18 protein-coding genes are annotated in these 16,901 nt (G+C 53.5%); all 18 read right to left on the minus strand.

Annotated elements, in window-relative coordinates:
- Positions 1–31 precede the first annotated feature (31 nt).
- Positions 32–985, minus strand: coding sequence for a flagellar motor protein MotB (locus J7439_RS05060; RefSeq protein WP_209200747.1), 954 nt, complete (start codon positions 983–985; stop codon positions 32–34).
- A complete protein-coding gene (gene motA / locus J7439_RS05065) occupies positions 985–1,854 on the minus strand; it encodes a flagellar motor stator protein MotA (RefSeq protein WP_209200748.1) in 870 nt (289 codons plus the stop codon). Before motA ends, J7439_RS05060 begins: the two co-directional genes overlap by 1 nt.
- Before the next feature lie 114 nt (positions 1,855–1,968).
- Positions 1,969–2,490, minus strand: coding sequence for a flagellar basal body-associated FliL family protein (locus tag J7439_RS05070; protein ID WP_209200749.1), 522 nt, complete (start codon positions 2,488–2,490; stop codon positions 1,969–1,971).
- 23 nt (positions 2,491–2,513) lie between these two features.
- On the minus strand, positions 2,514–3,758 hold the full coding sequence (locus J7439_RS05075; RefSeq protein WP_209200750.1) for a hypothetical protein: 1,245 nt from the start codon (positions 3,756–3,758) through the stop codon (positions 2,514–2,516).
- Between the two features lie 97 nt (positions 3,759–3,855).
- Positions 3,856–4,287, minus strand: coding sequence for a flagellar export chaperone FliS (locus tag J7439_RS05080; RefSeq protein ID WP_209200751.1), 432 nt, complete (start codon positions 4,285–4,287; stop codon positions 3,856–3,858).
- A gap of 32 nt (positions 4,288–4,319) precedes the next feature.
- Positions 4,320–5,678, minus strand: a complete 1,359-nt coding sequence (gene fliD, locus J7439_RS05085; RefSeq protein ID WP_209200752.1) for a flagellar filament capping protein FliD — start codon at positions 5,676–5,678, stop codon at positions 4,320–4,322.
- A 15-nt stretch (positions 5,679–5,693) separates the two neighbouring features.
- Positions 5,694–7,157: a flagellin N-terminal helical domain-containing protein gene (locus J7439_RS05090; RefSeq protein ID WP_209200753.1), complete on the minus strand. Its 1,464-nt coding sequence runs from the start codon at positions 7,155–7,157 to the stop codon at positions 5,694–5,696.
- 9 nt (positions 7,158–7,166) lie between these two features.
- On the minus strand, positions 7,167–8,093 hold the full coding sequence (locus J7439_RS05095) for a flagellin N-terminal helical domain-containing protein (RefSeq protein ID WP_209200754.1): 927 nt from the start codon (positions 8,091–8,093) through the stop codon (positions 7,167–7,169).
- A gap of 5 nt (positions 8,094–8,098) precedes the next feature.
- The gene (gene flgK / locus J7439_RS05100; protein ID WP_209200755.1) at positions 8,099–9,787 is read right to left on the minus strand and encodes a flagellar hook-associated protein FlgK; all 1,689 of its coding nucleotides are present in this window, start codon (positions 9,785–9,787) and stop codon (positions 8,099–8,101) included.
- Complete coding sequence (locus J7439_RS05105) at positions 9,784–10,059, minus strand: hypothetical protein (protein WP_209200756.1); 276 nt, start codon at positions 10,057–10,059, stop codon at positions 9,784–9,786. The genes flgK and J7439_RS05105 overlap by 4 nt, the downstream gene beginning before the upstream one ends.
- Before the next feature lie 173 nt (positions 10,060–10,232).
- On the minus strand, positions 10,233–11,306 hold the full coding sequence (locus J7439_RS05110) for a flagellar basal body P-ring protein FlgI (RefSeq protein WP_209200757.1): 1,074 nt from the start codon (positions 11,304–11,306) through the stop codon (positions 10,233–10,235).
- 23 nt (positions 11,307–11,329) lie between these two features.
- On the minus strand, positions 11,330–12,028 hold the full coding sequence (locus J7439_RS05115; protein WP_209200758.1) for a flagellar basal body L-ring protein FlgH: 699 nt from the start codon (positions 12,026–12,028) through the stop codon (positions 11,330–11,332).
- A gap of 12 nt (positions 12,029–12,040) precedes the next feature.
- Entirely contained in the window at positions 12,041–12,823 is a 783-nt protein-coding gene (gene flgG, locus J7439_RS05120; protein WP_209200759.1) for a flagellar basal-body rod protein FlgG, read from the minus strand.
- 13 nt (positions 12,824–12,836) lie between these two features.
- Positions 12,837–13,562 carry a flagellar hook-basal body complex protein gene (locus tag J7439_RS05125; RefSeq protein WP_209200760.1) on the minus strand — a complete coding sequence of 242 codons (726 nt, stop codon included), beginning with the start codon at positions 13,560–13,562 and terminating at the stop codon, positions 12,837–12,839.
- A 31-nt stretch (positions 13,563–13,593) separates the two neighbouring features.
- A complete protein-coding gene (locus tag J7439_RS05130) occupies positions 13,594–14,799 on the minus strand; it encodes a flagellar hook protein FlgE (RefSeq protein WP_209200761.1) in 1,206 nt (401 codons plus the stop codon).
- A 37-nt stretch (positions 14,800–14,836) separates the two neighbouring features.
- Entirely contained in the window at positions 14,837–15,514 is a 678-nt protein-coding gene (locus J7439_RS05135; protein ID WP_209200762.1) for a flagellar hook assembly protein FlgD, read from the minus strand.
- Between the two features lie 25 nt (positions 15,515–15,539).
- Positions 15,540–15,971 (minus strand): flagellar basal body rod protein FlgC, encoded by a 432-nt coding sequence (flgC, locus tag J7439_RS05140; RefSeq protein WP_209200763.1) that lies wholly within the window; start codon positions 15,969–15,971, stop codon positions 15,540–15,542.
- Between the two features lie 399 nt (positions 15,972–16,370).
- Positions 16,371–16,766: a flagellar basal body rod protein FlgB gene (locus tag J7439_RS05145; RefSeq protein WP_209200764.1), complete on the minus strand. Its 396-nt coding sequence runs from the start codon at positions 16,764–16,766 to the stop codon at positions 16,371–16,373.
- Between the last annotated feature and the right edge of the window lie 135 nt (positions 16,767–16,901).

Here is a 16,901-nt window from a genome sequence, read left to right on the forward strand (position 1 = left end):
TCCTGCAGGCGCTGGAAACGTTGAAAGTCGTTCACTTTGAAGGTTGCGGATAGCGATTATCCCGGGCCTGCTGAATGGCTTTATCCATGTCCGATGAAGGCACCGGTGGGGGGGCTTTTTCTGTATGCCGTTTGTGCTGGAACTGCTGACTCAACGATCTGGCATCTTGTTGGGGAACCAGCATAAAGTCGACCCGGCGGTTTAATCCTGACTCCGGATCCAGCCCAGGAATAGGCTGGTTAGCCCCCATGGCTGCTACTAACAGTATCTGATCTTCCGGCACTCCGCTGAAAACAATGACTTTCCTGACCGTTTCGGCCCGTTGTCCGGAAAGCTCCCAGTTTTTCCGGTTGGGTTCCGGGGTATTGTCAAGGTCAGAACCAATGACACCATCGGAGTGTCCGGTAATAATGATTTTAAAGGGCAGTTTTGCCAGAACCGGTGCCAGGGCAATAAGAAAATCTTCATAAAATGGCACCATGTACCTGCTTCCCTGTGGGAACATGGGACCGATTCTGGCCTGAGCCAGTGTCATAAGAATCATCCTGGGCCAGACCCGCAGCTGAATGTCTTTTGCTGTATTGGCCTGTTCTGTCGGCAGTTTGGATAATCCGAGCACAATGGCCGCAAGCCTGTCGGTATTGGCGGAGTTCTGACCGGCAATCTCCATACCCGTCATACCGGAGGGCGTAGGCCGTATCTGTACTGGCAATCCCCGTAATATTGAGTTATCTCCCTTCATCTCAACCGGCGTGTTACTGCTCACACGATTGAAAATCCCCGGATTGGAAAAATAGGTGGCAATGGCTTCCTTTTGCACGGGTGTAGTGGCGGCTACCAGCCAGAGCACCAGGAACAGGGCCATCATGGCCATGGCAAAATCGGCAAAAGCCACTTTCCAGCTGCCGCCATGGTGCTCATGGCCGTTGGAACCGCGCCCCCGACGGACAACAATCGGCTGATCGCTATCTGGAGCCCTGGCCATTAATGGGTAGCCCTCAGGGATTGCAGCATATCCTCCAACTCCGGGAATGTAGGGCGTAACTCTTTATAAAGCAGCCGCCGCCCTGAATCCACGGCGGTAATCGGTGCCAGCCCTGAGTGGCTGGCAAGCAGCGTCATTTTGACACATTCAAACGCCAGCATTTCACTCTGCTCGGTACTTTCCAGCGCTGCCGCCAGGGGGCCAAAAATACCGTAGCACAGCAATATCCCCAGAAAGGTACCCACCAGTGCCGCTGCTACCTTGACCCCGATCAGCTCTATCGGCCCATCCATTGCCCCCATAGTCACCACGATGCCCATCACCGCGGCCACAATACCAAAGCCGGGGCAGGCATCAGCAATACTGTTCAGTGCTTTTGCCGGGCGTTTCAGATCCTCTTCAAGGGTTTCTATCTCGCTTTCCATCAAACCTTCAAAGGCGTGTCCGGGCATACTGCCCATACCGGTAATCCGTAAATTATCGGTGATAAAATAGAGCAGTCGTGGATGGGATATGATGCGCTGATAACTCTGAAACAGCTCACTGCTTTCCGGCGTTTCAATATCGTCTTCAATGGCCTTCACGCCCTTTCGCTGTCGGGTTTCAATCAAGCGGAACATCAGGGCCAGCAAATCCATAAAGAAGGTTTTGTCGAACTCTTTATTTTTGAACAGCACGTATTTCAGGTGAGTGAGGGTCATTCTCTGAACATTGACCGGGTTGGCAATCACAAAAGCCCCGATAGCAGCACCGAGGATAATAAGGATCTCAGGTGGTTGCCACAGTGCCAGCAACTTGCCTCCGGCCAGAACAAACCCGCCAAAAACACTCAGAATTAAGATGGCAAAGCCAGCGATTCTAAATAGCATGCAAAACCCGGCACATTGACATTAAGCGGTAACAGGCAGCCTGAGAATAGAGCCCGTCCGGGCGAGGATGGTAGTCTATTCTCGAAAAGCCTCCAATAGAGCTGGTTTGTGTGATTACTGAATCACCATATTCGTGATGAAAACGTCCTCAACCCCCTTAATAAGCGATAGCCCTGTCCTGAGATGAACCGCGTTCAGAAGCTTTTTCCGTAATAACTCGCGTTGTTCCGGGATCATTACATCCTGGAATGTCCAGGATGACAGCTGTTCTTGCAGGGCATTGAGAATGACTGGCTGATTATTTTTCATTTGTTCAAAGCATTTCCTTTTTCGGGTCATGACAGAAACGGACAACTGCATGTAATGGAGATCATAGGTCTCATCATTAACCAGGTTGACAACCATATCTTTAAACGACAGATATTGTGCGGATACCGGCAAATCAGCGGTGGGTACTGGCGGTGGTAAGTTGTCATCCTCGCTGAAAAAAAACCAGAACGCGGCACCACCGACAATAGCAAGCGTGACCACTCCCGTCAGGGCAAGAGCGATGAGATTAACTTGGCCACGCAGCACTTCTGGCCACTGAGCACAGGCAATGTTGGTACGGTTATCGTCGTCAGTTTTCATATTCATAGGTAAGAACGGTTAAACAATGGCTAAATATGCAGATCAATAAGAGCCATACCGCAGTACCGTGAAAGCGCCATGGGTGACCGGTATTCGGTCTCGGGCGCTAACACCACATTATCTACGCCTGTACCGGAAAAATCTGACGTTCCTGCCAGCATATGCTGCCTTCCCCTGCCTGACCCGGAAGGGTCAGGTGTTGTGGTTAATGAGAGTGCTATTTTCAGTCCGTCACCCGTTACTGAAGAACCAGACTCGTCTTTACTCACTGGATTACCGGGCGAGGGTATCTGCTGAATGCTGTCGCTGACCAGCTGGCGCAACGTAGAGGAACAGCCATCAAGGGTTGGCAGTGACTGTTTGCTGGCTTGCAGACTGACTGTGACCTCGCTGTTATTTCGGGTCATCACCACCTGTACCGCACCCAGTCCGGGCAACTCGGCAACGGCCCGGGCATGACGGTCCCCACCAAGTATCAGACAGCTTTTCATTGGTGCTGTTACCGTCAACTCATTGGGTTGAGTTCCGGACGATGATTTGTGAACGGTGACAGATTCCAATCCTTTGAGTGGTGTACCCGATACGTCGTCTGTTGCTGGTTGTGCCATTATCTGACTTTCCTGATTGACGGGCGGCTCCGGGGCTAAAGTCTCCTGATTCGACAATATCCGCTTTGGCATGGAGTGCATTGAAAACGGTGCGGACTGCCGAAGTGACCCGGTCTCAATGGTTTGCTCAAGGTCTGATAACGTAGCCTGACCGGGAGGGGGAACCTCTTCCCCACGATGGTCAGGCTTAACCGGTTGCATCTCCGCCGGGACTGACGTCAGTTGATCAGCCGTCGCCTGCAGCAGAAGGAAAGGTTCAGGCGGGGTGGTCACGGCAACACGACTGTGTGGAGGGTTCTGGACAACCTCCTGATCAGGTGGAGCGATTGGCAAACTGACATTTAATCCGGGGTGCGGGTGAACCACCGGGACTCCTGCATCTGTGGACATGGCCCACTCCATTGCATATATGTCCTGATGTTCCGCAAAATCAACGAAAGTCGTTGTATTGATGGACGATGATAAACCAGCATCTAAAGGCGGACCCGAAGTGCTGACAGAATTTATCGGTGCGATTATCTGCTGCAGGATTGCCTGAAACCCACCTTCCCAGGGAACTCCGTTTTGTACCGTCTCGTTCTGTATCGATGGCCGCCCGGTTATATCTTTCCGGATAGACGAGACTGGATCACTGCCAGTCTCTGTGCCAACTGTCTCGATATTCATAAGAGGTAGCTCACTGTTTACGATGAAAATGCGGGCTCTTTCATGCAATATTCATGGTTTTGGGCACTGAATTGTCTTATGGCTGTTCGGGTAATGATTACCCTTCACTGCCATTTGTCTGCTCCTGCTGTATAGCCAGCTCATCCCAGGCACCTTTGACGGTGTCGATCATAGACCAGGCAGTATTCAGTGGAGCAATATCATTGTCAGCGATCACGGCTGTCAGACATGCAAGGCAGTGGTCATATAATTCAAGTAGCCGGGCCGGAAGCGCATTGGCCGACGGGGTTTGATCCTGCTGATTGTCGACCATGGCAAGGGCCTGGTTTCTTAATACCATCAAAATCGAGAGGGCGTGATGAATCCGCTCTCCCCGTGCGGCACTGTCACCACTGTTGATATGGCCGTGGCAGAGGTCCAGATCATTCAGGAATAACTGGTACAGCAGGGCGGTCTGCTGGAAAATATTCTTCTTCCGGGCTAAATGCCCGTACTGATGCCGGGTGTACTCAGTGGCTGGAGACTTCATAAACGCCCCTTGTTGCCGGTGGTGAACGCAGGTTACATATTGTCAACATAATCCCGGTTCCGGTTCATACGCTGTACCGTCTGTTCCATATTCAGGAACTGCTGATTGGTGCGCTGATGAAGTAACTGCCGTCTTGTATCCATTGCATACTGATCTGACGCCAGTCGTTGCAAATCGTGGGACAAATAACTGATCCTCGATAGTAAAGGGCCATTGCCCGATAGCAGCGTGTCCATTTTCCGGGCCAGGGCCAGCACCGGCTTTTCCCGGTCAGACAGAAACTGCAGGACCTGGTAGGGCATGGCATTGAGCTGGTGACGGAACCAGGATTCATCCAGAGACCATAAACCGCTGCGCTCAGTGCTGACTCCAAGATCCAGTAAGCTGGTGATCTGCTCTGAACTATTTAACTCGGTCTCGGCAGGTGTGGCGTTGACCAGTTTACGCAACTGACTGCTGATACTCCTCAGGGAGGCGGGAGCCCCCGCATCGATCTGCTGGCCCCGGCTGTCCCTGGGGTCACTGGTTTTCAGCAGGCTGTTGCAGTGATTGACAAAATCCGACATGGCGCTGACCAGTGCCTCGACATCCTGACTGACCTCAATGTATAACTGCCGGTCAGGATCGGCCTGTTTCAGGGTCAGGTTCAGCCCGTTAATGACCGGCTGGTTGACGTTGCCGGGCAGATAAAGGGTGACGCCGTTGATACTGACCAGAGCATCTGCCGGGGCCACCTGTTCCGTCATGATCCCCGCCAGCCAGGCCCCGGCCCCGGTGCCACTGAGGGTCATCCGCAGGTCCGCGCCTTTTTCTGCGCCGGTGAGCAGCAGTTGTTGCCCCTCCTTGCCGTTGATGGCCGTTGCCCGGACTTTCCCCCGGGTGGCCAGTTGAATGGATCGGGCAATGGTCGTCAGGGTACTGTTGGCGGCAATATTGACCTTCCATTGCCCGCCATTCAGGGCAAGGTTCAGGGTACCGGCATCGTTAAAGACGGTCTCTTTGGCAAACGGCGGACTGACCATAATTTGCGGGGAGGCCAGCTGATGCACCGACAGCTGATAACTGCCGGGATCGGGCCGCCCCCGGACGCTGACGCCGACCCGGTCGGGCTCGCTGGAAACCGCGACCCAGCGGCCCAGGCCGTGGCCATTGCCATTACCGTTGCCATTACTGTGGCTGGTGTTGATGCTGGCCTCCTGCACCAGTGCCCGGGCAGCGTGCTGCAGGCCGTGGACCGCCTGATAGACCGATACCATCAAATCCTGCTCCCGGGACAGCTGCTCTTCCCGCCGTTTCAGGGCATTTTCCGAGGGAGCCATTTCGGCGTTGACCACGGCATCCACCACCGTGGCCATATCCACACTGCCCGGCAGCGGCGATAGGGGGTTCATGCAATCAATGCCCTATCAGCTGTTCAACAGAGCCAGGACATCCTGCTGCATGACGTTGGCCCGGTTCAGGCTGGAGATACTGGCCTGTTTCAGCACCTGGTCCCGGGTCAGTTGGGACATTTCGCTGGCATAGTCAGTATCTTTAATCCGGCTGCGGGAGCCCATCATATTCTCCCGAACGTTCTGCAGGTTATATATGGTGTGCTGAAAGCGATTCTGGATGGCACCCAGCATTCCCCGGTCGGCATCCACTCCGGCTATTGCCTGGTCAATAATACCGATGGCTTGCTGGGCACCATCATAAGTGGTGATGTTGATGGAGTTTACCGGCATATTGATCGAATTTCCCGGTGTGCCTGTGATGGCTTCGTTGGGCTTGGCCAATAAATTGCCGTCGCTGTTCATGGTATAGGTGGCGCTTTCATCCATGCCAATCCACTTGATATCACCCACGATGGTCTCGGACTTTGCCACGACGTCCTTTGCAGTTCCGCTGCCCGCGGTACCAGCATAATTCACTGGCAGAACGTTGACACTTAGGCCACTTGTTGTAGAAGTCCCAGACAAGATCATATTCTGGCCACTGGTATCTTCCAGTGTTATTACAGGACCCTTTGCTGTTGCCTTGAGCGTTGGCGAATTCAGCGCCGCTGCCAGGGCTGTGGCGGCGTCACTCGGTGTAACTGTTGAACATTTATGACTGACTGTTTTGCCATTCACAGTCAGGGTAATAGTGTCGTCTACCACCGGGGCGTTGCCTCCTATAGTCAATTGTGCTGATGTCTTGGCCACCCCGTTCAAATCCGATACCGCACCCGCGACCTTACTGACAATGGAGCTGGCTGAATCCGAGCTGACTATGGGAATAATGATGTCATTGTCATTAACCCCGACCGTCAGTTTCTGTTCATCAATGGCGGCTGCACCGGGCAGGGCCAGGCCCGTAAAGGTCAGCTCCGTCCCTTTGATACCAAGGTCGTTGCCGCTGACACTACTGACGGAGACGGTAATAGTCTCATTGGCGTAGGCACCCACCTGAATGTTCTTGTTGATAAACGAGCCATCCAGCAACTTCTGCCCGGCGAAGGTGGTGGACTCGGCGATCCGGTTCAGTTCCGCCACCAGCTGCACCAGCTCTTCGTTCAGGGCAACCCGGTCCTCGCTATTGTTGCTGTCACTGGCTGACTGGACTGCCAGATCCCGCATCCGCTGCAGCAGGGCCGTGGTTTCACTCATGGCCCCTTCCGCCGTCTGGGCGATGGAGATGCCGTCATTGGCGTTACGCACCGCCACGCCCAAACCATTAATCTGTGAACTCATCCGGTTACTGATCTGCAAACCGGCGGCATCGTCAGCAGCACTGTTGATACGATAACCGGTTGAGAGCCTTTGCATCGACGTATCAAGACCGTTCTGGGCCCGCTCCAGGCTTAACTGCGCTTGCTGTGCAGGAATGTTGGTGTTGATACTGATGGCCATAACAGCCTCCTAGAGATAACGAAATAACGACAGATTTTCTACTTTAGAGAGACCTTTGAGAGCAGCCTCATACTGTAGTTTCTGCCGATTCAGATGACTGATTGCACTGACATAATCCAAGTCACCCAGCTGGCTCGCCTGTTCCTGCAGGAACAGCCTGGCCTCCTGGTGATCACTGCGGATACCCTCCAGCGCTTTCATCCGGGTGCCCAGGGCGGCATGGACGCTGCCAGCCTGGCTTTGTGCCTGGTCAAGCTGTGTCAGGTAACCGGCGAGCAGCGTTGACAGAGTGGCGGGCGGAGACTGGAGTGTCTGCCCTATCTGACTGAGCATCAGGATGACATTAAAACCTGATCCGCCGTCGTCCACAGTAAAGCACAAAGACTCAGCACTGTCCGTAGACGACATTGTTATATCGGAGGCGACTGTTATTTGCCGTATGTCGTTATTGTTATTAAAGACAAACGATTCATTGCCGTCACTGGCCGTTGAAACCGTCACCGGCGGTGTGCTGGTCCGGGAACCGGCAAACAGGTAGTAACCTTCGGCATCACGACTGTTCAGCAGCCCGATGATGGCGTTTCGCCACTGCATCACCTCCTGCCCGAGAGTGGCCAGATCCACCACTGCCAGCCCGGGGTTGTTGGCCTGCAGCACCAGTGCACGGATATCCTGCAGGTAGCCTGTGTACCTCTGTAACAGGGTATCTTCCATTTGAAACTGGGACGTCAGGGCAGCAATGGAATTCAGGTATTGGTCAGTCTGGCTGATCTCTCTGTTAACACCTTGCAGTTGCGTCCAGTTGCCCGGTGCCTCTGCTGGTTGCGTAATCTGTTTGCCCGCGGCCACCTGATTCCAGCCTTCCAGCTGGTTCTGGCTGATGTTCTGCACATCCTGCAAAATCATGGCCTGCTGTTGTGCTGTACTTACACGCATTGGACTCACCGATAAGCTGCCAGCAATTCATCGATAATCATCTGACTGGCCCGTAACAGCCGGGCATTGGCCTGGTAGAACTGCTGGAAGCGCAGCAGATTAGCCGCTTCTTCATCCAGATTTACACCACTGAGATTCTCCCTTTCTGCAACAGCAGCCTCATATAAACTCTGACAGGTTTTCTGCTGTCGTGTAGCAGAAGCTGTCTGGTTGGCAACAGACGACTGAAGCAAAATATTCGATTGCAGCACGTCGGGGCAATTTGCAGATCCACCCTTTAAACAGCCACCCTTTAAGCAGTCAAGCAGTGCCAGCAGATTCCGGTTGTCGCCGGGGCCTGAGTCCTGTGCCGAAAGTGCCAGCTGTTCAGGGGCATCAAGGGCAATGCTCAGTTTTGTGGCTTCATTGCGCCAGGGGGTCAGCAGGAACTGGTCATTGATAGCGGGTGTGCCTGTCAGATGAATAGTAAGGCCGTCAATGGTAAACGGAGTCTCTGCCGTCAGGTTACCACTGAATGATTGCCCGTCTGACAGTCTGATTACACGACATTGGTCATAGGCCGTAAATACCAGCTGGTATTCCGATGGGGTCAGTTGTGACAGATTGCTGATTTCAACGGTCAATGCTTCCGTTCCTGAAACCGTTTCCGCCAGGACCCGCTGCTGCATTGCCGATGTCGAATTGACATCCTGAAACAGCGGCGTCCCTTTATCACCGGCCAGATCAACACCCAGCTCCAGCTGTGAGTTCACTTCCGAGGCCAGCACCACCGCCATCAGCCCCAGCTGATTGATGACCGGCATCAGCCCATCCCGCTGGAGCTTTTGCAGCCCCGCCAACTGGCCCTGTTGCGGTGTTATCGGCACAGCAACTCCGGGGATGTTGGCCATCACATCAGGTACTATCGGGTCAGTAGCCTTCGGGTTGATACTGAGGTCAAAATACTGTTGGCCAATGATCAGAGGAATAGCCCCCTGGCTGGATGGAATCACCAGGTTAACGATGTTATTGCTGTTGCGATAAACCTCCACCGATACCCGGGCCGATAGCTGGTTAATCAGGTTGTCCCGCTGATCCAGAAGGTCCGAACAGTTGCCACCGCTGCTTGAATTATTGGCGTTATTGCCGTGCAGGCCGGACATTTCGATAATCTGTTTATTGAGCTCAGCAATGGCGGCACCCAGCCGATTGGCTTCGGTAATCACATGGCTGATCTGGCTGATTTGTTGTTGCGAGATGACCTGCAGCTGCTGACCCAGAGTATTAAACCGGTCCACCAGCTGTCTGGCACTGCCCAGCCATTGTTGCCTGAGGGGGATAGATTCCGGGCGTGTTTCCAGCCGCTGCAGGTTGCCAATAAAGCCATTGAGCACATTGGTTAACCCGGTATCTTCCCCTCCGAGTAATTGATCAAGCTGAACCATGGGAATGGCAAAGCTGTCTGCCATGGACTGGCTGGCACTGGCGCGAAACACCTGGTCGTTAAGATAGTCGTTCGATACCTGCATCAGATAAAGCACTCTGACGCCACCCAGTTGGTTCAGCAAACCGCTCCAGTGGCTCTGCTGGGCAATCAATACGGGCAGCCGTCGGCTAAACCAGGGGGTTTCTGCATTGGCAATGTTATGGGCGGTATTATTTAACAGAATATCGGCCGCATTCACCCCACTAAGCCCGATATGGTTGACAGTCATGGCTGGTCACCGGACAGTTTTTCCGTCAGCCGGTCCGCCAGACACTGTGCCAGCAATGCTCCGGCAAGTTCGTTCTGAAACAGCGATGCCGTACCGTTGTGCTCTTTGCCGGAGAACACTCCTGAGGTTTTCTGCAGATGACGGGTCACTTCCCCCAGCAACACCCGCATAAAGTCATTGGATGATGCTTCGCAATCACGGTTGCTGCCGTTGACCTGCCTGCTGGCCCCCGCTTCAAGGGGGATGGGGTGGGATAGTGGCGTGATAACCATGGCAAATCTCCGATTGGGAATTGTCCCTGAATAACTTCCTCTTTTTCGCCACGGAGGCACGGAGTCACAGAGGGAAAAAAATTTTCTTTTCTCCGTGCCTCCGTGTCTCCGTGGCAAGATTTTTTCTTCACTGGATAAGATCGGAAATGAGGAAGTTATTTCAGGACAGTTCCTCACATAATAACCAGCTCACCCTCCATCGCCCCAGCTTCATGGATAGCCTGGAGAATCGAGATCAGTTCACTGGGCGTCAGTCCGGCACTGTTCACCACATTAACAATGTCAGACAGGCTGGTGGAGGCCGGGACAATAAACATGCCACCGGTCTTTTGTATAATGTCGACAGTGCTTTGTTCCTCAACCTGCGGGGTCCCAAGGGTAAACGGGTTTGGCTGGATGACGCTGGGACGCTCCATGACTTTTACGGTGGTGGAACCATTGCTCACGGCAACCGGGCGAATGCGAACATCGGCACCAATAACGATAGTGCCGGTACGGGCATTAATCACGACGCGAGCCGGCATAACGCCCTGTGGGATATCCAGAGTTTCCAGCATGGACAGAAACGTCACCCGATTATTCTGTCCCGCAGGTACCGTGACTTCAATCTGGCTGCCGTCCACTCCCCGGGCAATATGACTGCCAAAGTGATCATTGATAGCCTTGACCAGTAAACGACTCTGGCTGTAATTCTGCTCCCTGAGATTCAATCGTACGACATCTGACGTCACCTCCGGAGGAATGATCGACTGTTCAATGGTGGCACCTCCCGGAATGCGTCCGACCGTCGTTGTATTGATACTGACCTGGGTGCCGGTAGCGCCCTGGGCAGACACTCCGCCAACAATCACTGAACCCTGGGCCAGGGCATAGACCTGGCCATCAATACCCCGTAATGGTGACGCCAGAAGCACACCGCCACGGAGACTTTTGGCGTCACCAATCGAGGAAACCACCACATCGAGTGTGGTGCCCGGGCGGGCAAAGGTGGGCAGGTTGGCACTGATACTGACGGCGGCGACATTTTTCATCCGCGGATCACTTCCCGGGGGTAACTGAATACCAAACTGGCGCAGCATGTTGACCATGGACTGGCTGGTGAAAATGGTTTGACGGGTCTGGTCGCCGGTACCCTGCAAACCAACCACCAGACCATAGCCGATCAGCTGGTTTTTGCGCACACCTTCTATATCAACCAGGTCCACCAGACGCACTGCCTGACTGATCGGCGAAAAAACAAGCGTCATCAATAACAGCCAGACCAACCTGTTCAAAATGGAAACCAGCTGCTGTTCAGAAGACGGGAGAACCAACCCTGGGTGTTGGCCTGTGTCAGGTCGCCCCGGCCGGTATAACTGATTTTTGCCTGGGCCAGACGCAGCGAGGAGACCTGGTTATCCTGGGAAACGTCTTCAGGACGGACCACGCCACTGACAAAGATGATTTCATCACCCTGATTAATCCGGACCATTTTGCTGCCCTTGACCAGAAGGGCACCACTGGGCAGCACTTTTTGCACGACCACGGTCACCGAGCCGGTTAAATGGTTTTGCTGGGAGGTGGATGCTTTGCCGCCAAAATTACGGTTGCCGTTGAGTTGCATGTCCAGTTTCGGGTAATTTTTCCCGAACACCGTGGGGGGCGCTATGCTGGCAGTGGCCTCTTTGCCCAGACTGGTATTGGCCTTTTTACTGGAGATGGTCATCTCCTTCAGGATGACGGTCAGAATATCGCCCGGACGATAGGCTTTCAGATCATCAAAAAGGCGCATACTGGTGGCATAAGTGTAAAGACTGCCCGGTGCCGGTGCCGGGGGAGCCTCCGGGGCACGGTTAAGCACGGGTTCAGTGTCTTCATCGGCGGCATCATTCAGGGGCTGGTTCTGCGGCAATATCACCTGACAGCCCTGCAGTCCGATGACCAGCACTGCGACCGGCCAATAAAACGTTGATGTGACTGCTTTACCCATGGGCAATTCCGGTTAACTGCTTTTCACCAGATATTCCTGGGAATTACTGGCAACGTCGATGGCCCTGGCCTGCATTTCATAAGCCCGCTGAATCATGATCAGGTTGACCAGTTCTTCCACCACATCCACGTTGGAGGCTTCAAGGGAAAACTGCCGGATTTCCCCCAGACCATTAGTGCCGGGAACGCTCTCCACAGGCGCACCGCTGGCAGCGGTTTCCAGATATAGGTTATCGCCGATGGCCTGCAGCCCCATGGGATTCATGAAGTTCACCAGGGAAATCTGCCCCAGGATCTGGGCTTCCGGGCTGCCGGGCATGGCGACGGATACCGTACCATCCTGGCCAATCGTGATGTTCCGGGCTTCCACCGGGATGGAGATCACCGGTTCTATAGGCTGACCGGTGGCCATCACGATGTCACCTTCTGCATTGAGCTGCAGCTGCCCGTTACGGGTATAGGCCATCTCTCCGGAAGGTAATTGCACTGGCAGAAAACCATCACCGACAATGGCCAGATCCAGCGCATTACCGGTATTCTGGATATTGCCATTGGTAAATATCTTCTGGGTGGCGGTGATTCTGGCACCTGTACCGACCTGCAGGCCACTGGGCAGCTCATCCGCACCGTTGGCCATCGCTCCGGCCTGTTTCAGGGTGGTATAAAACTGATCCGCGGCCACCACCCGTTCTTTTTTATAGCCATAGGTGCTGATATTACTGAGGTTCTGGGAAGCGGCCATCATTCTCGCATCCTGCAGGGTCAGGCCTCCCTGGTTGATCCACAGACTGTTCATAGGGATTCTCTCATTAGCGACGGGTCAGGTTCAGCAATTCATTGCCTCGTCCGGCCATCTGATCAAAGGCCGATAACATACGGACATGGAGATCCATGGTTTTTCCGGCTTCCACCACATTCAGGTACTCCGCCATCAGGTCAACATTACTCTCTTCAAGCGCCCCGCTGATGATCCGAACCTGCGGATCAGAAACTGGTACACTGCCATCTGCCAGCCTGAACAGGCCGTCAGGGCTGCGAATCAGGCTGGTCACCGGGGGGTTGGCAAAGCGGATAAGCCCCACCTCTTCAACTTCCCAGGCACCGGCCGGAATGATACTGACAGATCCCTCGTGGCCAATGGTCAGCTGAGTGAACGCAGGAATCGTCAACGGGCCCGCCTGTCCCATGACCCGGGCACCATTGGCGGTCAACACCTCACCCGTTGCGGCCAGACTGAGCAAACCGTTTCGGGTCAGCCCTGGCTGTCCGCTGGCATCTTGCACCACTATCCATCCGGCACCGTCGATGGCTATATCCAACTGGCGTCCAGTGGGTTTCACCAGGCCGCTGGTAAAATCAGTGGCTGCCTGAAGGGAAAATGCGGGAACCTGTTGTTCGTCTATAGTCGTGTATGTCCGGGCCAGTTGCCGGGTGAATACCGAGTCACCCCGGTAACCGGGCACCGACTGACCGGATAAATTACCCGCGAATACCGACAGGCTTTGCCAGATCCGTTCGGCACTGGCGGTGGTCATCTGCATTCCGGAAAACATGGCCAGGTACCCGTCAGGTTAGATTGATCAGTGTTTGTGACAGGACATCTTCTGCCTGGAAAGCCTTGGCGCTTACCTGAAAGTTGCGCTGGGCGAGAATGACATCCGACAACCCGCTGGCCAGATCCACATTGGACTGTTCAACAAACCCAGCCCTGATAAGGCCCGCGCCATTAAGGCCCGATGGACTAAAGAGCGGAGTGCCGGATACCATAGACGACATCCAGGTATTATTCCCATTAACCACTAACCCGTTATCATTTGGAAAGGTAGCCAGTGCCACCTGCCCGAGCAGGTATTGTTCACCATTGCTGTAGCTACCCTGCAGAAAACCGTTGTCGCCAAAACTGACCTGGTTAAGGCTGCCCGCCATTTGTCCGTCAACCACCTTGGGGCGAAATGACGAATCGATTGCAAACTGGGTGATGCCGGAAAAGTCCATGGCCAGGGGCTGGAGAACGGCACCTGAGGGCAGCTCCGGTGGTGTCAGTGAAAACTGCGCATCGGCGGGTGTCGTCAACAGGCCTGAGCTGTTGAATGTCAGGTTTTCTGTCTGTTTGAGGGACTGCCCATCCACCTGAAATTCAAGCAGCCACTGACTGGTCCCGGTTTTGGTGAAATAGCTACCCAGCGTATGTTGTTCGCCAAGGCTATCGAAAATATTCAACGCTCCGTACCAGCTGAATGTCCTTGGGTCTGACGGGTTAAGGGCAACCGTCGTACGATTAATCACCGGTTCACTGGCATTGAGGTTAATGGTAGCTGATGCTTTGGTGGTTGCTTTTCCAGGCCGGTTAGCCTGACTGACCTGCAAGTCAACCAGTTTTGAGGTATCAACCGCACCCTGATTATTGACACCAAAGCCCCGGAGGCGGTAACCACTGGGGTTCACCAGATAATTCTCCTTATCCTGTGTAAACAGGCCTGCCCGGCTGAAGAGCTGCTCTCCATTATTGCCAAGGACAAAAAAGCCCTTGCCATCAATGCCCAGGTCAAAGGCGTTGCCCGATTGCGTCAACTGTCCCTGGGCAAACTCCTGCCGGGTTGCCAGCAGAGTGACCCCGGCCATATCCACCGATGCAGTTCCCGCCTGGGCATAGGCATCACCAAGAATCGCCCGGAACGACTTATAACCATTCGTTTCCGCATTGGTCAGGTTCTGGCTGGCTATTTCCAGCTGACTTTGGGCGGCATTCATGCCCGAGGTACTGATTGACATAGACGCTTACCTCACCGATTAGACAACAACAGTCAACTTATGGTCGGGTCACGGAGCGAATGCTGGACAGTGCCACTGGCTCCATGGCCTCAAGCCTGATCTGTGGTGCCTGATCAGAGCTGTTGAAAACAATACTGTTTGCTTTACTGACCAGCTGCACAGGAACCACTTCACTATCACCATCCAGGGTGCTTTTCAGCCAGTACTGACCATGAGGCAGCGAGCCAAACAGTTGGTCCAGGCTTTTCTTTATGGAGGTACCCGGTGACTCATTATGACGCCCCTGATAATGGGCTTCTTTTACCAGGGTGCCATTTTGATCGGTTAGCAAAAAATGCAACAAGTGCCCTGTACCGGGCGAAGGAAAGGCCAGGGTTAATTTATTCCCATCGCCATTGAATGAAAACTGGCGGGCATCAATGGCGACCTCCTGACCCAGCAGTGCTGTAGCGCTGGACAGTTGGGCCGTTGCAAACTGATCGCTCAACCGGCTGATACCGGCGTGGATATCTCTTAACTCTGATACGGAAGTCATGGCCGCCAGCTGATTCAGCAGATCACCGCTTTCCATCGGTTCCAGGGGGTTCTGGTGCTTAAGTTGAGTAATCAACAACGTCATAAAGTTTTTACTCAAGGCACTGGAACTGTCGGGGGAAGCCAACGACGAAGCGCTACCACCGATGAAGGGCACTTCGTGTTGAATGGATGAAATCATAGTGATACCCACCTGTCATATCGATTTACCTGGCACCGATCAGCTCCAGTGCCTGGCCCTGCATTTGACGGGCGCTGGTGAACACCGAGACAGCCGCATCAAAAGACCGGGCTGCCGAAATCATGGTCGCCATTTCTTCAATCGTGCTGATATTCGGGTAAAACACTTCACCGTTGGCATTAGCCAGAGGATGGCCCGGCTGATAGCGCACCTGGGGAGGTGTGTTATCTTTGATAATACTCGCTACTTCAACGGTAAACGCCGGAATATTCTCTCTGGCAGCGGAGCCAGCATCTACGGTTCTGGCCTGAAGTAACGCCCGCCCCGGCCGCAGCACCTCAGCAGCAGAAGCTGCTGCAACCTCATTGTAAGAGAGCGCCTCGGCCACCAGTGTCAAACGGGTTGCCTGGGCGACCATGGCGTAGCCAGACATGGCCTGAACTAATTGCAGACTCATGGGGTACTCACTTCATCGAATTAACAATTTATGACGTCTATTTCCGGGCAGCCTCTTAGGGTAGACATTAAGCGCCTACTCTTCGGCAAGTTAAAGATGGAACCACGAAGGACACGAAGAGCACGAAGGAAAAGAATAGCTCTTCTTTGTGCTCTTCGTGTCCTTCGTGGTTCCATCCGAAACCCCAATGAAAATGGAGGGATAAGCTTAATGTCCAACCTATGCGGTCAGCCTCCTAGGAGGCTGACCGAGAATAGCGCCCGTAGCGAGGATGGCAGAAAATTGAGGATAAAAAGTCGGAAATTTTTAGTGAATAGTGGTTCTATTTGCTAAAAATTTCCGACTTTTTAGACCAATTTGCTGCCACCGCAGTAGGGCAGTCTATTCTCAGTCAGCCTCCTAGCGGCCACTGATCACCTTATCAAGCATGCTCAGACGCTCCCGGATTAACGATATGCTGATATTGTACCCGGCCATCGACTGTGCAAGTTTTGCCTGCTCCAGTGCCAGAGATACATCGTTACCGTTTTCCGAGGCAATACCGCCTGAATTTTTAAAGGCAATGGATAACTCAACTTCCGCCAGTTGATTTGGGGTGATATGCCGCTTGTCTGAGACCGACAAATCCTGAGATAAACCATAAGCCGAATGGTAAAAGTTCAGGTTAGCCTCAAGTGCCCGGTATTGTGGTGTTTCAATATTAAAAATATTGCCTGACTGGATGGCAATCTGAGAGCTTCTGAGCTGTGCAACTCTTGGGTGTATACCCATGGCCGACTCAAATGAAATCAACATACAGGCTATCTATTCGTCTATATTAAGTCGTGTGTAAAGAGTAGTACGTTGTCGTAAAAAATGTATTTATTTGTCACATATTTTATTCTCGACAGGAAACTATCAATCAGTCGTCGTTTTGTGTTTTCCCTGTGT

It is taken from the genome of Salinisphaera sp. G21_0 (assembly GCF_017744115.1).
Classification (GTDB): Bacteria; Pseudomonadota; Gammaproteobacteria; order Pseudomonadales; family Endozoicomonadaceae; genus Endozoicomonas.

What these genes read in the sequence shown, in the direction of transcription:
- flgC (WP_209200763.1), bottom strand. Translation starts at nt 15,971, where the DNA reads ATGAGTCTGCAATTAGTTCAGGCCATGTCTGGCTACGCCATGGTCGCC.
- J7439_RS05080 (WP_209200751.1), bottom strand. Translation starts at nt 4,287, where the DNA reads ATGAAGTCTCCAGCCACTGAGTACACCCGGCATCAGTACGGGCATTTA.
- J7439_RS05110 (WP_209200757.1), bottom strand. Translation starts at nt 11,306, where the DNA reads ATGACGCTTGTTTTTTCGCCGATCAGTCAGGCAGTGCGTCTGGTGGAC.
- J7439_RS05075 (WP_209200750.1), bottom strand. Translation starts at nt 3,758, where the DNA reads ATGAATATCGAGACAGTTGGCACAGAGACTGGCAGTGATCCAGTCTCG.
- J7439_RS05090 (WP_209200753.1), bottom strand. Translation starts at nt 7,157, where the DNA reads ATGGCCATCAGTATCAACACCAACATTCCTGCACAGCAAGCGCAGTTA.
- fliD (WP_209200752.1), bottom strand. Translation starts at nt 5,678, where the DNA reads ATGAACCCCCTATCGCCGCTGCCGGGCAGTGTGGATATGGCCACGGTG.
- J7439_RS05060 (WP_209200747.1), bottom strand. Translation starts at nt 985, where the DNA reads ATGGCCAGGGCTCCAGATAGCGATCAGCCGATTGTTGTCCGTCGGGGG.
- J7439_RS05125 (WP_209200760.1), bottom strand. Translation starts at nt 13,562, where the DNA reads ATGACCACCGCCAGTGCCGAACGGATCTGGCAAAGCCTGTCGGTATTC.
- flgK (WP_209200755.1), bottom strand. Translation starts at nt 9,787, where the DNA reads ATGACTGTCAACCATATCGGGCTTAGTGGGGTGAATGCGGCCGATATT.
- J7439_RS05115 (WP_209200758.1), bottom strand. Translation starts at nt 12,028, where the DNA reads ATGGGTAAAGCAGTCACATCAACGTTTTATTGGCCGGTCGCAGTGCTG.
- J7439_RS05095 (WP_209200754.1), bottom strand. Translation starts at nt 8,093, where the DNA reads ATGCGTGTAAGTACAGCACAACAGCAGGCCATGATTTTGCAGGATGTG.
- J7439_RS05135 (WP_209200762.1), bottom strand. Translation starts at nt 15,514, where the DNA reads ATGATTTCATCCATTCAACACGAAGTGCCCTTCATCGGTGGTAGCGCT.
- flgG (WP_209200759.1), bottom strand. Translation starts at nt 12,823, where the DNA reads ATGAACAGTCTGTGGATCAACCAGGGAGGCCTGACCCTGCAGGATGCG.
- J7439_RS05130 (WP_209200761.1), bottom strand. Translation starts at nt 14,799, where the DNA reads ATGTCAATCAGTACCTCGGGCATGAATGCCGCCCAAAGTCAGCTGGAA.
- motA (WP_209200748.1), bottom strand. Translation starts at nt 1,854, where the DNA reads ATGCTATTTAGAATCGCTGGCTTTGCCATCTTAATTCTGAGTGTTTTT.
- J7439_RS05145 (WP_209200764.1), bottom strand. Translation starts at nt 16,766, where the DNA reads ATGTTGATTTCATTTGAGTCGGCCATGGGTATACACCCAAGAGTTGCA.
- J7439_RS05070 (WP_209200749.1), bottom strand. Translation starts at nt 2,490, where the DNA reads ATGAATATGAAAACTGACGACGATAACCGTACCAACATTGCCTGTGCT.
- J7439_RS05105 (WP_209200756.1), bottom strand. Translation starts at nt 10,059, where the DNA reads ATGGTTATCACGCCACTATCCCACCCCATCCCCCTTGAAGCGGGGGCC.